This window comes from Albidovulum aestuarii (assembly GCF_029961185.1).
Lineage (GTDB): Bacteria > Pseudomonadota > Alphaproteobacteria > Rhodobacterales > Rhodobacteraceae > Albidovulum > Albidovulum aestuarii.
The window spans coordinates 24,772-39,794 of record NZ_JASBQQ010000005.1 but is presented as its reverse complement, the minus strand read 5'-3'; the positions used below and the strand labels follow the sequence as shown (position 1 = coordinate 39,794).

The 15,023-nt window shown below is 56.6% G+C and carries 11 protein-coding genes; 6 read left to right on the top strand and 5 right to left on the bottom strand.

Annotated elements, in window-relative coordinates:
• Positions 1-315: 315 nt before the first annotated feature.
• The 4 genes from QKW60_RS12430 to QKW60_RS12415 form a co-directional block, all read right to left on the bottom strand.
• Entirely contained in the window at positions 316-696 is a 381-nt protein-coding gene (locus QKW60_RS12430) for a DUF3307 domain-containing protein (RefSeq protein WP_282369138.1), read from the bottom strand.
• 138 nt (positions 697-834) lie between these two features.
• Positions 835-1,461, bottom strand: coding sequence for a Crp/Fnr family transcriptional regulator (locus tag QKW60_RS12425; RefSeq protein WP_282369137.1), 627 nt, complete (start codon positions 1,459-1,461; stop codon positions 835-837).
• 61 nt (positions 1,462-1,522) lie between these two features.
• On the bottom strand, positions 1,523-3,712 hold the full coding sequence (locus QKW60_RS12420; protein WP_282369136.1) for a CHASE2 domain-containing protein: 2,190 nt from the start codon (positions 3,710-3,712) through the stop codon (positions 1,523-1,525).
• 59 nt (positions 3,713-3,771) lie between these two features.
• Positions 3,772-4,608: a FecR family protein gene (locus QKW60_RS12415; protein ID WP_282369135.1), complete on the bottom strand. Its 837-nt coding sequence runs from the start codon at positions 4,606-4,608 to the stop codon at positions 3,772-3,774.
• A 299-nt stretch (positions 4,609-4,907) separates the two neighbouring features.
• Between QKW60_RS12415 and QKW60_RS12410 the strand changes: the two genes are divergently transcribed.
• Together QKW60_RS12410 and QKW60_RS12405 are read left to right on the top strand one after the other, a co-directional pair.
• Positions 4,908-7,094: a SulP family inorganic anion transporter gene (locus tag QKW60_RS12410; protein ID WP_282369134.1), complete on the top strand. Its 2,187-nt coding sequence runs from the start codon at positions 4,908-4,910 to the stop codon at positions 7,092-7,094.
• Positions 7,095-7,310: 216 nt separating this feature from the next.
• Positions 7,311-8,027 carry a cyclic nucleotide-binding domain-containing protein gene (locus QKW60_RS12405; protein WP_282369132.1) on the top strand — a complete coding sequence of 239 codons (717 nt, stop codon included), beginning with the start codon at positions 7,311-7,313 and terminating at the stop codon, positions 8,025-8,027.
• Positions 8,028-8,235: 208 nt separating this feature from the next.
• On the opposite strand, the gene QKW60_RS12400 is transcribed toward QKW60_RS12405, so the two are convergent.
• On the bottom strand, positions 8,236-8,967 hold the full coding sequence (locus QKW60_RS12400; RefSeq protein ID WP_282369130.1) for a cyclic nucleotide-binding domain-containing protein: 732 nt from the start codon (positions 8,965-8,967) through the stop codon (positions 8,236-8,238).
• 267 nt (positions 8,968-9,234) lie between these two features.
• Here QKW60_RS12400 and QKW60_RS12395 point away from each other — a divergent pair, with 267 nt between their 5' ends.
• The 4 genes from QKW60_RS12395 to QKW60_RS12380 all read left to right on the top strand — a co-directional run bounded on the left by QKW60_RS12395 (position 9,235) and on the right by QKW60_RS12380 (position 15,021).
• Positions 9,235-9,948 (top strand): CBU_0592 family membrane protein, encoded by a 714-nt coding sequence (locus tag QKW60_RS12395; RefSeq protein WP_282369128.1) that lies wholly within the window; start codon positions 9,235-9,237, stop codon positions 9,946-9,948.
• A gap of 247 nt (positions 9,949-10,195) precedes the next feature.
• Positions 10,196-13,510, top strand: a complete 3,315-nt coding sequence (locus tag QKW60_RS12390) for an adenylate/guanylate cyclase domain-containing protein (RefSeq protein ID WP_336619163.1) — start codon at positions 10,196-10,198, stop codon at positions 13,508-13,510.
• Positions 13,511-13,589: 79 nt separating this feature from the next.
• Complete coding sequence (locus tag QKW60_RS12385; protein ID WP_282369125.1) at positions 13,590-14,537, top strand: hypothetical protein; 948 nt, start codon at positions 13,590-13,592, stop codon at positions 14,535-14,537.
• Positions 14,524-15,021: a hypothetical protein gene (locus QKW60_RS12380; protein ID WP_282369123.1), complete on the top strand. Its 498-nt coding sequence runs from the start codon at positions 14,524-14,526 to the stop codon at positions 15,019-15,021. The genes QKW60_RS12385 and QKW60_RS12380 overlap by 14 nt, the downstream gene beginning before the upstream one ends.
• The last annotated feature ends 2 nt before the right edge of the window (positions 15,022-15,023 follow it).

Sequence of the window (15,023 nt, the reverse complement as noted above, 5' to 3'; positions counted from 1 at the left end):
CTTCTTTGCAGGACTGAGCTTCGGTTCCATCCGGGCTGTGGCGGAGCTGGCAGACTATTTCGAACCAGTCTCTGCCAGTCAAGTCTTACTGTCCCTTATGCCGCGCAAAGGCCGCGCCACTCGGTGAGAGCAGCGGTGCGGTTCGCCTTGATGATGTATGGTTGGAGAGGCAGCGTTCCCGGATGAAGTGGTTTGAGACGGATGCGTGGACGACGGCGAACTTGTAACGCCCTCGCATTCGCCGGGAACCGAATAAAGGGGCTTTCGACGGAGAGCAGAACGAACGATCTATACAGATACTTGGGCCGTGGCCGCTCAGCTTACACAATAGATAATCATTGCGACATATGTCAGTTGATGCATGTACTGATCCAACCCCGTCAACACCCAGAACGAACGATTGTCGGGTGTGAGATTGTATCGTTTGCCGACGTTATCCTTGATCCAGTCGATGTGGTAGTGAACGAAACCCTCGAAAATCAAAAGGCGGACAATGTACTGGGCCGGAACGGCCATGACAGCCAGTACTATCAGCGAGCCGACAACATGTATTGCAGCATGTAAAATGCCACCAGGATGGCCCCACTTGCTGCGATTGTTCAGAATGTATGCATTCTGAAGCATGAAATCCGCTAAAAGGTGCTTGAATTGTAGGAGCACCGCTAGGCGGAGCACCCAACTGATCTCATCGCTCACATTCACCCCGTGCGTAAAAGTACGGCTTTTTCAAACCAAGTTATCCCCTTTTTTTTGATCTTATCTACAGGCCGGAATAAATTCTAATTAATTGTCGTCGCTTCGCTGCGGTCGCGTCCGGCTGCTCCGGGCCTGTTTTTAGACATTTTTGACAACAGGGCCATAGACTTGCGGCATTTCACGCATGCCCTGAAGGAGTCTTCGCGAGATCAGGCGCACGATATACATGCCAAAGGCGGGGTTCTGATAGTAAAGTCGCATGAACGTGGACTCGTCGATTGGCACGACCTCGCAAGGACCATCGCAGACAGCAGTCAATGTTCGCTCTTTGGCGTCAGTGAAAAACGCGATTTCGCCCAGAAACTCGCCGGCGCCCAGGACAATATCGGCTTCGGACAATCGGATAGTGCCAGAAACTACATAGTAGAGATTGTCGGGTCGATCGCCTTTGCGGAACAGGATCTCCTTGTCGGCGAATCTTCGCGGCGAGACCAGCTGCGTCAGCCAGTCGAAATCAATATCGGCCTTCCTTGCCGCGCGTATGCGCCTGGTTACCCGCAGAATCTCCACCAGCCGGAAAATGTTGAAAGGCAACAACAGCAGATGAAGAGCCAGATTGGGGTAAACACCGGCAAGTCCACCGTAAGCAATGAAGAAAACATTGGCGAAGATCGCGGCCACACGCAGGGGCAGCATGGTTCGCATTGAATAGGCGGCAATCGTGAATCCGGCGGCAATCCATCCGAGTAATTCAATCCAAATCACCACCAGACTCCTCTCGTTCGGCTGAACTGTCAGCCATCAACTTCTCATGTCAATCCGAAGCCTATTGCGCCACGCCGGGGCGATCTTCAGGCCGCCTGCCCGGGTCCGGCAGGAAGTTTGAGCGTCGAGTTTCGATCCGGCTGTAGAAGTCCAGCAGAGCTGGGTCTACCCGCATACAAAGGTCCCGGCATTCTGAAAGACTGGATACAATGTCCGCACCGTTACGAACCGCCGCAACAAGACTTTTATGTGCACCGTCCAATGCCCGAAAGCTGTCGGACATTGACATGCTGGCGTCACCGACCACCAGAAACGCCGGCATTCGTTGCGACACTCCCTTAAGGTCGAGTTCTCCGGCTTCCAGCAGCGCCAGTCCCCTGGCATGATCGGCAACCGCCTTGGTCACGACAATATCATAGCCGACTTCCCGACACGCGGTTTCGATGCGCGCCGCTTCGTTCACGACTGCGCCGATGACCGAGTAATTGTATCTGTCCCTTGAGCCCATGTTACCGACGCATGCCGACCCGGATGCAAGACCGGTTGCCATGCGGATTTGACGTTGACCCACGCGGTCCCGTTTGTCCGAGAATGCCGCCAGTTTTGCACGCATCCTCAGCGCAGCGTTGCAGGCCCGCGAGTGATAGTTTTCCACTGGCACCGGCGCGTTCCAGAAGGCCATTATCGAGTCGCCAATGTATTTGTCGATTGTGCCGCTCTCTGCCAGAATTTCGTCAGTTAATTCTGAAAACAGGTCGTTCAGCAATACGACAAGATCCTCCGCTGAAACGGATTCACTCAACGGAGTGAATTCACGAATATCAGAAAACATGACCAGCACATCGCGCATGTCGCCGCCAAGCTTGAGCTCGTGACCTTTTTTCTCAATCTCGCTCAAGATCGTTGGTGACACGTATTTCGAGAATGAGCCACGGATCATTCGCTTTTCACGATCAATTACGATGAACTGAAATGCCGTCAGAGCGGTGAAAACAAGAAAGCCACCAAGAGCCGGAAAGGTTGCGTCTAGGAGGATGCCATTGACCGCATAAAGTTGCCAGGAAAGAGCAAACGTGGCCGCGCCGGCAATTCCACCCAAAATTACCGAGATCACTGGTCCAAATAAAATCAACGCAAGAAAAACCAGCAGGCAGGTCGTCGCAAAAAGCGCGACTTCGATAGTGTCCTGAACCGTTGTTCGCGTCAGATAGTGTTCAAGAAGGATCTGTTCGACGATCTGCGCGTGGATGGAAACGCCGGGAATGCTTTCCGAAAGCGCGGTCCTGCGTATATCCAGAAGGCCCGCCGCCGAGGTGCCGACGAACACGATGCTGCCTTCAAGCCATTGTCTCGTCTCTTGGTCGTGATCGCGGTCGAGCACTTTATATGCTGATACATACAGGTCGGACGTGTCGGGCCGGTAGTGAACCCGGAACTGCCCCTGTTCATTGGTTGGCACATTGTAGGCGCCGATCCGAATTCCCGACAAACCGATGTCAGACGGATCGCTCTGAAGAATGAAAGTGCTTTCCTGCAGCGCGATGCGCAGGGCTTCAACCGCGAGACTGGGAAGAAATCCGCTTTCGGTTTTCCAGATCAGGGGAACCTCGCGGACCACTCCGCCCGACCCCGACGGACTTACATTGATGCTGCCTAGGCCGGTCGCGGCATCATAAAGTACCGGAACAATCCCTGTAACTGTCGGAAGCACCGGAACACCATCGACCCCGCCTCCAACCTGAACAAACCCCGCCTTGGCATCTTGTGCGCGCTGACCGCTACCGCCTGCATGCGAAACGCCAAGGACCACGGGAAGTCGGCTCATTGACCCGGCAAACATCTGGTCAAAATCCAGTTGCTCGATTGCGGTCACTCCATCCACACCGGCAAGCGCGTCTGCCACGATTGGGTCGTCCAGCAAGCGCGATATGGAAAGCCTGTCAGTCTCTGCGAAAAGGACATCATAAACGACGACGGCCGCTCCCAGTTCGGCCAGTCTTTCGTTTAACCTTGCCAATACATGCCGGGGCCAGGGCCATTGCCCCAACCGGGACAATGACGCCTCATCAACATCGATGACGCGCACCGGAAGATCGACCGCCTGTCTGGGGCGAAGTTGCTGAAGTTGGTCGAAATATGCCTCGCGCAAGGCAACCATCGGTGCAGGATCCGAAATCCGTATCGCCGCGAGAAACCCAACGAATCCAAGCGCCATGAGGGCGTAAACAACACGGTATCGACGACGCGCCATCAAAAGACCTCGGTCGAAACAGCGCCGAAACCCCTGCTCAGCACCGGAATACGCTCAGATCATTCCAGCAAATCATCTTCACGTTCGTCGGGTTCCTCTGGTCTTTCGTCCTCCTCGCGGGGCTCCTCTGGCCTCACATTGGCTGCACGTCGTTTAGGATCATCCCGTTGCAGTTGCCTCGAAGCGATCGAGGGAAGGTTGATCTGCCTCAACGCCGTGGCGCCGCGCCCTTTGCAGCTCTCGATTGCAGTATGAAAGTCATTCCTTAGCGAACTCTGATCGATAGCATATGGAAAGGCCTCGCCGAGGACCTTCTGACGATCCGCATTCGTCGCAGGCTGCGTCAACAGCTTCTTCTGCATGCGCACGGTCTGGCATCCACTCGGTACGCTCGCACATGTGGAAACGCCCTGTCGGCAAAAGCGAACCTCGCCGTCATGGACCACCAGATCAGTGTAGTCTTTTGCCGGAACTGCGAAATCGAACGCCGTTCCGCGCACACCCATCGTCGCAATTGGTGTGCGGACCGAATAGGCCTTACTCGGGCTCTTGCCACTGAGAAATCTGAACGTCCCCTTGGCTGCAGTAACCGCGAAGCGTTTGGCCGATGAGTTTGAGTTAAACAAAAGCGTATCTACCCGCAATTGCGAGTTCGGTCCGACGACAATTCTGGTCTGATCGGAAAAAACGATCTGGGCCTCGGCGCTGCCGCCCGTAACGATGGTTTCGCCAACATTGACAGCATCACCCAACTCTAGCTGGGTTCGCTGGCCATCCCGAACAATTATCGCCGGTTGAGTAACTTTTACGACTTCACCCGACTGAGCTAATACCGGGCAAGGAACCAAAACAGAAAAACCAAAAAAAGCGCCGAAAACAAGCGAAAGCAACTTCATAACCAACCCCCCCAGAGTAATCATGAACTTACCAGCGGTAGCACAAATGGCCTTCAAATAAAAAGAGAAATACGGTCATGCGGGCAAACAATCAGAGTTGCGCCGGACCGGGCAGATCGGTTTAATACGTCGATGTCAGACAATGCTTCGATGAAATTCCAAACGGATGCCGCCGTTTAGACATCGGGAAGATTCAAGGTTTTTGGCGCGTTGCAACATTACATCCTTCTTGACACGGTCCTGGTGTCTCAGCATCAGCAAGCAAGGCTCGTTATTGCCCGGCAGAGACGAGACTTGGCTTGAGTCGGCTCACCATAGAAAGGGACGTGCGCTCTTCCCGGTCGCTTTCCAGCGCCGCGAGCACTCTCGTGGCGGCATTCGTCCTTGCGGCGCTCAGTGTTTCGTTCGCAATATCGTTTGCTGCGTTCGTCTATGCTGGGCCACTCACGGTTCATCTTTCTAAGGGTATCGGACTCGCCCTTCTCGGGTCCATCGCGATGCCCGTGATTGTGGCGCAGACAGCATCCTACCGCGGCTCTATATGTCATGCGCAGGATGTTCCTACCATCCTGATGGCTGGCGCGGCCGCGGCGATTGCCGGGGCATCTGCGTCGGCGGCATCGAATTCCACCTTTGCGACCGTGGCAACCTTCATTGGTGTATCGACGTTATTGAGCGGTGTAACTTTCTACGTCGCCGGGTATTTTCGGCTCGGTGCGATCGCACGGTTCATCCCCTATTCGGTGATCGGCGGCTTGCTTGCGGCGACGGGATTTCTGCTTGTCACGGGCTCGCTCTCCATGCTGATGAAGGACAGTATCACGGTCTGGAACGTTCAGCGTCTTTTTGAGTCCGACGCCATGGTTCGCTGGGTACCATGGATTGTCTTTAGCGTGTTGGCCGTTGTCGCTGTCCGGCTATCGCGGTCCAGTTTTGTGCTACCGGCCATTCTCTTTGTTGGCTTGGCCGGGTTTTACATCGCACTCTGGCTAATCGGCCTCAATCTTTCGGAAGCTGCGGAGAAGGGTCTGCTTCTTGGTCCTTTTGAGTCCAACTATTTTCTCCGGGGCTTGTCACTCGAGATTCCCTTGCTGGCGGACTGGGCACTCATCCTAAAGCAGTCAGCGACGGTCATTGCCATCGCAGCAGTCGCAGTCGTCGGCCTGCTTCTCAACGCGAGCGCCATTGAAGTTGCACTTGGAAAAGAACTCGATTTTGAACACGATCTGAAATCCACCGGTGTGGCGAACGTGGCGGCAGGAGCCACCGGCGGTTTGGTCGGATACCACCTTCTGGGTGAAACCTTGCTGGCGAACAGAATGGGGCTAGTCGGGCCGCTGGCGGGGTGGACCGTAGCCGTCGCCTCTGCCCTTACCCTGTTCTTCGGTGCCTCGGTCATAGGCGCATTGCCGGTCGGACTTGCGGCAAGTGTCATCGCCTTTCTCGGGATCGACCTGCTGTATGACTGGCTTTGGGTTCAACGCCGCCGCCTTCCGGCCGGCGACATGGCCATCATCGGCGTCATACTTGTTACCGCGGCTGGAGTTGGATTTCTTGAGGCGCTGGTTGTGGGACTGTTCGCAGCCGCCATCATGTTCATTGTGTCATATGCCGGGATCGACGTCGTGCGACTAAGATCCAGCGGGGCGTTGCGCCGGTCCTCGGTAGAGCGTGGTCATGACGAACTTGCTTTTCTTGGAAGGAAAGGAAGAGAAACTCGAATATTCGAGCTTGGGGGTTTCTTGTTCTTTGGAACGGCAAGCAGGCTGCTCGATAGTCTGCGTATCGAGTTCGAACATGAGGACCCGCCAAGATACGTGGTGTTCGACCTGTCACGGGTCACCGGCGTAGACTCGTCGGCGGCCTTCTCCTTCTACCGGATCGGAGAGTTGTGCGATCGGAATCGCGCGGAGTTCTTTCTGTCCGGACTCTCAGACAAGATTTCCGGACGGCTTGAGACCGCAGGTCACCACATTGATGCATCGCTTTATCGGACACTCGACGACGCACTTCTGGAAATCGAGACCAGGCAACTTGGTCAGGACAAATTGGATGAAGCCGTTGATGGCGTTCTGAATAGTCTTTGTGCTGACTACCCGACGCTCGACACCTCAGAATTTTCCGAGAGACTGAAACTGAAGCAAGGCATGACTCTGGTGTCAGAAGGCAGCGAGTCGACAGCGATCTACCAGCTTCTTGCTGGTCAGCTTCGCGCCGAGATCGCCGGCGATGATGGTCGGAAACTCGTTGTTGCACGATTTGTTCCGGGTGCCCTTGTCGGGGAGATTGCCTATTATGCAGGTGTGCCGCGTACGGCAGGGGTGTTAGCGGACGCGGATGCAGAGGTGCTGAAGATCGACCTCGACCGGATACCTAACAGTCTGGACGGTCGGGCTGCCGCAGCGGATCTGCACCGTCTTGCCGCAGGATACCTTGCCCGGCGCCTGATGCGAATGACGGAACTGTTCAGGATGCTATCGGACTAGGCGTATTAGACCACAGCGTAACTTTGGCACCAGAGGTTTTCGCCGCCGAACACCTGCTTAATCCAGCTATCAATAAAGAATGCTTGGTGTATACCTGCAGCTACCGCCCAAATGACTGATATCTGCGCGAGGGGCTGATTCTCGTCGACCCGAACAAGAGTTGTTCAGACTGCAGCGGGTCTAGAGAGTTAGCTCTGTATCGGGAGGATGTTTAGCATGCTTGGCTTATCTCATTGGTGGGCCGAAGTAGATCTGCTCGATGTTGTTGGGACAATGGGCGTACTCGGATATGTTGGTGCATATTTCGGCCTGCAAATCGGCGTTCTGAAAGGTGACGGGTATATCTTTCCGGCCATCAATCTTGTGTCTTCGCTTGCCGTTCTGATCAGCCTCACGCGCGACTACAACCCATTCTCAGTGACAATCGAGATCTGTTGGTCCGTCATCAGTGTGATCGGCATGTCCAGGATCTATATCGTACATCGATTTATTAAACTGACAGATGAGCAGGCGGAGGTCGTGCGACGCATTGTGCCCTCTCTTAAAAAGGACCGCGCGCGCAAGTTTCTAAACATCGGACGTTTTCTGGATGCCGATGAAGGTATGATCCTGACGACGCAAGGCCAGCCCATCGCCGCGTTGTCGATGATCATGAATGGGGTATGCCATATCGAAAGAGGTGGCCGGCACATTGCCACAATTACCGCCGGCGCGTTGGTGGGCGAACTTACGCTTTCCAGTGGCGAACCTGCGACGGCAACTGTGCGCACAGTGACCCCAGCGCGTATATTTGTGATCGAGCGCGAAGGTCTTTTACGTTTTTTGCAGCGCAATCCAGAAGCGTTGGCGGATTTGGAGCGCTCGATTGCAGGCGATTTGCGCTTGAAACTTGCGGAAACATCATCTCGCTTATCGACAGCTCTGGGAGAGTGAAGCCCATTGCCAAGTCGATCGGCACGGTCCGTCTCTGACTGTTGATCAAGTTACCTGTCGCCGAAGATACAGAATGCTACCGACCGTGATCTGGTCCGACGGCTTGAAAGATCGGTGGTTGGTCAAACGGTTACCATGACCTATGAACTTCAACGGTGAGAAGCGGTTTGGGTGACCATGTTGCGCCCGAATCCCTTTTGATTTGGCTTTACGGTCCAGCCCAAGTCGTAACTGAGTGTTCCTCTGCGTCTGTAGAGGCGGACACGGAACTATTACGCCGCTGTACAGGAGATCCCGCGCGGGCAACTTTCCCAGCCAGATCCAGTGAGATCACCGCGTCGATAGCCAATCGAAACCGAGGGTCGCGCTTTGAGCGCTGCTTCAATAAATCTACGTCCCATTCCAGAACGTCGCTCTCTTTCGTCAGAACAGTCGAAGCAGAGGCTCGACGATTTGTCAGGTAGCCAACCTCACCCACAAAAACGGCATCCGGAATATCGAAACTCTCTCCGAACTTCTCCAACCTCACCGCGCCATCAATAATGTAGTAGAGCGTAGATACGGGTTGGCCCCCAACGGTAAGCGGATATCCCGCAGGCCGTGTCGACCGTTCTGCGACCTTCACAAGTTTTCGAAAATCGCCAGGCGGCAGCATTTGGAAACGAGGGTAAACATCGCGGTACATCTTTGGGACCGCCCAGGGTGAACGTCGATAGATCAGCGCCATAAGGCCGATCAGATTCGCAGTACCGGTAGCCATGCTGGCCCAAATCGCCGGCCAAAGAGGCGAGGTATCAACGACTGCATAGTAACAGATGTAAAGCGCAGTTCCGAACAGAAGCATGAGTCGGAGTATCACCTGATTGATGATCAAATACCCCAGAACAAACATGCCGGCGGCAGAAAGCACCAGTAAGTCAGATAGAGCTAGTCCTGCCATTCATTTCCCAACATGACTGTCTCGTGTAGTCGATCCCGAACGTAGCCCCAATCGGCGGCCTGAGCTACGCTATTCTGGGAGTTGTGTCAGGCATAAGAAAATAGTTGTGAGTAGTCGCCGAGGAGCCTATCACGACTGACAAGGTCACGCGCGAGTATCTGGGCAAAGCGGCTTCTGACGGTCCAAACCCCACGCCGGATAGCTCGGCCTACTCATCGCTCCTTAGAAAAGAGATTAAACCATCACGCAGATTGTGGAGAAACGTGTATGAATTATGCAGTCTGGGATGGTTTTTTCGAAGTCTGCGGCTTTTTGGGGGTTGCTCTCTATCTCGGTGCCTATGCGGGTTTGCAGTTCGGTCTGCTGAGAGGGTCCCGCTACCCCTATACGGTGATGAATTTGTTGGCGGCCGTATTGGTTCTGATTTCGCTGATTGCGAGTTTCAACCTGTGGTCGGCGATCATACAGATCAGCTGGATCATTATCAGCATCGTTGGGCTTACGCGCACCTATCTCCTCTGGCGCAAGACGCGGTTCAACAACGAGGAAAAAGAGCTTCTGACGCGCAAGTTTCCCGAGCTTTCCGCCATGAACGCACGGCGCTTCCTTGACACCGGCGTATGGCGCGATGTCGGCGCTGGCCATGTGCTGGCCACTGAAGGCAAAGTGATTGGCAAGCTCTATTATCTGGCAACCGGCACAGCAAATGCGTCGATTAACGGACACTCGATCGGAAACTGCGCCAACGGGGAATTCGTTGGCGAAGTAACCTGTTTCACCGGCGCACCTGCCTCTGCAACGCTGACGACCGTCAGCCCTGCCCGTATCTTTGAGGCGGATGCGGAGAAACTTCGTGCCCTGGCCGCAGCAGAAGCGGAACTTGGGCTGTGCATGCAGCAATGTCTGATGCGTGATACGAGCGCGAAACTCGTTGCCGCGAACGCGAATATTTCATTGTTGAGAGAGGCTGCCGCTGTATAAGTTGGCCTACTCAATTGAATGCGCCCGCACCGATTGCGCAATATCGAATGGGGTCACAAACGAATAAATAATTCTACCATTGGTTGTTTTTTATAAGCATTGTCGTCCGGAAATGCATCCCGGCAGGCAGGTTGATTGCCCATGCTGCGGAACCACATCGCAAGCGCCTCAATTTCCCGATGAATCCCTTAATTCCACGTAGCGTTTTCCGGGAACATCTTGTACCTATACAAATGACATTTGCGGCATGCGGCTTTTGGGAAACCAACTCCCTGTTTTAATGGCCGCCCGATTTGCAGGAGGCAGAATTGTGCGTTGCCCGAACTGCGACACACAGAATCCCGAACGGGCCAAGTTCTGCCAGGAATGCGGCACATCCATCGCCCCGCGTTGCCCCGAATGCCGGTCGGAGATCAGCCCGAATGCCAAGTTCTGCGTGAATTGCGGGACGTCCGTTGCCAGCAATTCCGCCGCGCAGCCCGCTCCCCCGCAAATTAGAGCTCCACAAGACAGAACTAAAGATGACCCAGAGCAGACGGCTGAACGGAGGCAGCTTACCGTTTTGTTCAGCGATCTGGTCGGTTCAACCGCCATATCCGAGGCGCTGGACCCTGAAGATTACCGGGAACTGATCGCCCATTACCGGGCCGTAGTCACCGGAATCGTCGAACAATATAACGGACATGTCGCGAATTTCGTCGGCGATGGCGTGGTCGTGTACTTCGGCTACCCGGTAGCGCATGAAGGAAGTGCATATGCTGCGGTATTGGCCGCGCTGGAAATTGCCGAGGCGGCACCCGCGATTGCGGGGTTTTTTCCGCGTCTCGACCTTTCCACCCAAGTCAGGGTGGGGCTGCACACCGGTTCCGTAGTCGTGGGCCAGACCGGTTCGGGCGACCATATTGAGAAGATGTCGCTCTTTGGCGACACCCCCAATATCGCCGCAAGGATACAGGCCTTCGCTGCGGCCGGACAGGTCGTCACCTCGGCCGCAACCCGGCGGCTGGCCGGTGCGCAACTGATGTTCAGATCGCTCGGGCCTCAGACCCTGCATGGGGTAAGGGACCCGATGGAACTGTATCAGGCTATGCGCCCCAGCAGCGCTACAGACATCGCCCGGCGCCAGCAGGCCCGCCCGGCGACCCCGGTCATCGGCCGCAAAGCCGAAATCGCCCTCGTTTCAACCCGCTGGGAAGAAGCGCAGGAGGGGGACGGACAGGTGATGCTCGTCACCGGCGAGGCCGGAATTGGCAAATCCCGCATCATCTTTTCGCTCGACCAGGAGTTGCCCGACGGCGAGGCAAACCGGCTGGTCCTGTTCGGATCGGTCATTCACAAGAACAGCCCCTTCTATTCGGCCAAAGAAGCATTCGGCGTTTTGCTCAACCTCTCCAAGTCCGACACGGATGAGGTGAAGCGCCGCAAACTCCATCTTTTTCTGGACGGGTTGGATGTTGATCAATCCTTCGTGGCGCCCCCGATCGCCAACCTTCTCGGTTTCGGAGAGGATTTCGCGGGTCTCTCCGCCACATCGCACCCTGAGCAGGAGAAGCTGGAGGCCATCAACGCGATGATTCAGGTCTGCGGCGCAATGTCGGACCAAAAGCCGCTCTTGATGGTGATCGACGACGCGCATTGGATCGACCCCTCCACGCTTGAATTCGTGTCCCGCTGGATAAGCCTGCTGCAACGGCAGCGCTGCCTGTTGCTGATCACCGCGCGGCCTGAATTCGTATCCCCCTGGAAAAACCTGGCGCATGTCACCGCGCTGGAACTGAACCGTCTCGGGCGGCGTGAGACCATCGCTTTGATCGAGAACATTGCGCAAGTCCGCCCGCCCGAACCGATCCTTAAACAGATCGTGCTGCGCACCGATGGCGTGCCGCTGTTCATCGAAGAACTGACCAAGATGGTCATCGAAAGCGGGCTTCTGGCCGGGGGTGAGACATTCAAGGGCGATCTCTCGCTGGCGATACCGGCATCGCTGCAGGATTCCCTGATGTCCCGCCTCGACCGGCTGACGGAAGTCCGGCAAGTGGCCCAGATTGCCTCGACCATCGGACGGACATTCGACCGCACCATCCTGTGCCGCGTTCACGCCGGTGAGGAACGCACGGTCGACGATGCGCTGGCAAAGCTCATCGATGCGGATCTGATCGTGCCCGTCGGCGGGATGGATGAGGAAGCCGTCTTCCAGTTCCGCCATGCGCTGGTGCAGGAAGCGGCCTATCAGTCGATGCTGCGCACCTCGCGCGCAAAGTGGCATGGACGCATCGCGGCCGTACTGGAAAATCTTTATCCCGAAACCGCGAAGACCGAGCCCGAATTGCTGGGCCATCACTTCATGCTCGCCGGTGACCACCTGATCGCCGAGGGATACTGGCGCGCGGCCGCGAGTGTCGCGACGGAACGGTCGGCCAATCCCGAAGCGATCGAACATCTTCAGTTCGCCTTGTCCAGCCTGGCACATCTGCCCGAAACGGAGGAACGCGACCGCAGGGAAATGGATCTTCAGATCATGATCGCGGTGCCCTTCGCCTTCGTGAACGGCTATGCGCATCCATCGGTGCGCGGTGCCTATGCCCGGGCGCGCGAATTGTGCACCCGCTACGGCGAACTGGACCGGTTGTTCAAGGTCGTCTACGGGCAGTTCCGCTCTTCCATGATCGGCGGCGAATACGCGGAGGCCCTGGAGAATGCCGAGCAGCTTGGGTCGATGCTGGACGCGAGCGCCGATCCGGTTATCACGGCAGTGACCTACCGCTCGCTCGGATCGGTGCTCACCTATCTCGGCAGACCGGCGGAAGCGCTGGAGGTTCTGCAAAAGGGGATGGACGTCAAGCTGAGCCTTGAGGACCGGCGTCGCGGTCTGAATTTCGACGTTGTCGATCTTGGCGTCGCGATCCATGCCTATGCCGCGTGGAGCTACTGGCTCTGCGGTCGCGACGAGGACGCGCTGTCGGCCATCGAGAAGGCGCTGGAACTGGCACCTGAGACCGAACATCCGTTCACGCTTTCCTTTTCATTGGCCTTCGCAAGCTGGATCTACCAGTTCCTTGGCGATGAAGATGCGGTGCGGCAAAGCTCGGCCCGGCTGATCACGCTTTCCGAAAAGAACGCCTTCCATTTCTGGCTTGGCTGGGGGCGCGTGATGAACAGCTGGGCACGCCGCGCGGAACTGGGCGAAAAGGCGTTGGAGATGATCGAACAGGGTCTGGGGGAATGGCGTAGCACCGCATCACGGCTCGGGCTCAGCTATTTCCGGTATCTCCATGCCGATGTCGCGATGTCGCTTGGTCAGGCGCGGCAAGCCAGGGATTTGGTCGCCGAGGCCCAACGATTCGAAGAGGAAAGCGGCGAGGCATTCTGGGCGCCTGAACTGGTCCGGCTTGACGGTGAGATCGCCATGGCGCTGGGCGACAAGGCGGAGGGTGCGGCCCGGTTCCGGCAGGCAATCGACATGGCGCGCGACATGGGCATGCCCGGGCATCAGCGCCGCGCCGAGGACAGTGCCCGGCAATATGCAAAAGCGGACAGCAAGGCCGAAACCGCCGAAAGCTGAACGGCAAACGAATACAAAGGACCGACATAAGGGACGAATTTGGAGACGGCCGCGACCGAACGATAAACCGGAGGGGACAATGACGAAAAAGCCAAAGAAAACGGCGCGGGAATCGTGCTGTGAACAGGTGCCGGCCAGTGGCGTGATGCCCGAACTGCCGAAAAAGTTCGACACATTCCCCTTCATGTACGCATCGCTGCAATGTCAGTGGATGTACTGGTACACCTCAATCGAACAGGCCGAGCGTTATGTCGAAAATACCGGCCTCTGCGTCGCGCGCTTTCCGGTCGAGACGGAGAGCGGCAAAACCGAAGAGCGGGCGGTCATCCTGCTCAATTTTCAAAGGTACACCGCCCATTACGACAATTCGCTGGGCACCACCAACGAGGTCGAGTTCAACCTGCTCGCCTATCCCGCCAACCGCAAGGGCGGTGTTCCGAAGATGCCGCTTTGGGAATATCTCTACGGACGCGACCAGACCAAGACCATCGGCCATTTGCGCCTGCATGTGGCGGCCGACAACAGGGTGGCCGTCGAGGCGGGCCGCGCCGTGTTCGGTGAGCCCAAATTCTATGGCGTCTTCAACTATGTGGTCCCGTCGCTGAACGCGGCGATGACCGCGCAGGAGCCGCCGACAACCAAGCAGGCCTGGCGGATCGAACTGATCAACCCCGATGATCCGGATACATTCGTCTATCGCCTACGCTCGGACTTCACCGGCTACAACTGGACCAAGACCAACTGCACGCCGATCCCCGAATTCGCGACCGGACTTGGCCGGACTATCTGGACACGATGGACCATTGTCGGGCTTTTCGACACGGTGATGCTGTCGCCCGCGCAGGCCAGAAAGATCAGGCTGGAGATCGGCGACAACGACTTTGCCATGACGAAGGACATGCGGGCATTATTCTCGGACATGCAGCCAGCCGCCGTGCAGATCTTCGAAAGCCCACCCGCCTGTATCGAGCCGCGCGGATTCTACATGGACGCCATTGATCGGGACCGGCACGATGACCAGGCATAAGACAGACCCCGACATGCAGAACGACCGTGATGAATTCACCGCCATCAGCGCGGTGCTCACCGGTTATTCCAAGGCGGAGCTCCACGCGACCGGATGCGGCGAAGACTACTGGCATCAGTTCCGGCAGGTCACGCCCGAGCCCATCCTTCACGAGTTTCTGAGCCATGCTGTCGCGCTGGAAAAGACGTTTGCCAACGATCCAGAGGTCGGTGCCTCGGAAGTGCGCCGAATCTACCTTTCAAGCGACCGGCTTGGTCCTCTGGCACGGTCTCTGATCCAGCTTTGGTATCTCGGGCAATGGGTGCCGCTGTCGCAGGACTGGTGTCGGAAATACGGGGTGTCACGGTTCAACGTGTCAAAGATCATCTCGACCCGGGCCTACAAGGAGGGGCTGGTCTGGGATGCGATCGGGGCGCATCCGGTGGGTGCCAAGCCGCAGGGATACGGCGCTTGGGCCATGGAACCGCCTCGGCGGAGGGTTTGATC

Excerpts from the sequence above, each read along its gene's own strand:
- QKW60_RS12405 (WP_282369132.1), top strand. The coding sequence starts at position 7,311 with ATGCTTGGCTTATCTCATTGGTGGGCCGAAGTAGATCTGCTCGATGTT.
- QKW60_RS12380 (WP_282369123.1), top strand. The coding sequence starts at position 14,524 with ATGACCAGGCATAAGACAGACCCCGACATGCAGAACGACCGTGATGAA.
- QKW60_RS12390 (WP_336619163.1), top strand. The coding sequence starts at position 10,196 with ATGCGGCTTTTGGGAAACCAACTCCCTGTTTTAATGGCCGCCCGATTT.
- QKW60_RS12420 (WP_282369136.1), bottom strand. The coding sequence starts at position 3,712 with ATGGCGCGTCGTCGATACCGTGTTGTTTACGCCCTCATGGCGCTTGGA.
- QKW60_RS12400 (WP_282369130.1), bottom strand. The coding sequence starts at position 8,967 with ATGGCAGGACTAGCTCTATCTGACTTACTGGTGCTTTCTGCCGCCGGC.
- QKW60_RS12395 (WP_282369128.1), top strand. The coding sequence starts at position 9,235 with ATGAATTATGCAGTCTGGGATGGTTTTTTCGAAGTCTGCGGCTTTTTG.
- QKW60_RS12385 (WP_282369125.1), top strand. The coding sequence starts at position 13,590 with ATGACGAAAAAGCCAAAGAAAACGGCGCGGGAATCGTGCTGTGAACAG.
- QKW60_RS12415 (WP_282369135.1), bottom strand. The coding sequence starts at position 4,608 with ATGAAGTTGCTTTCGCTTGTTTTCGGCGCTTTTTTTGGTTTTTCTGTT.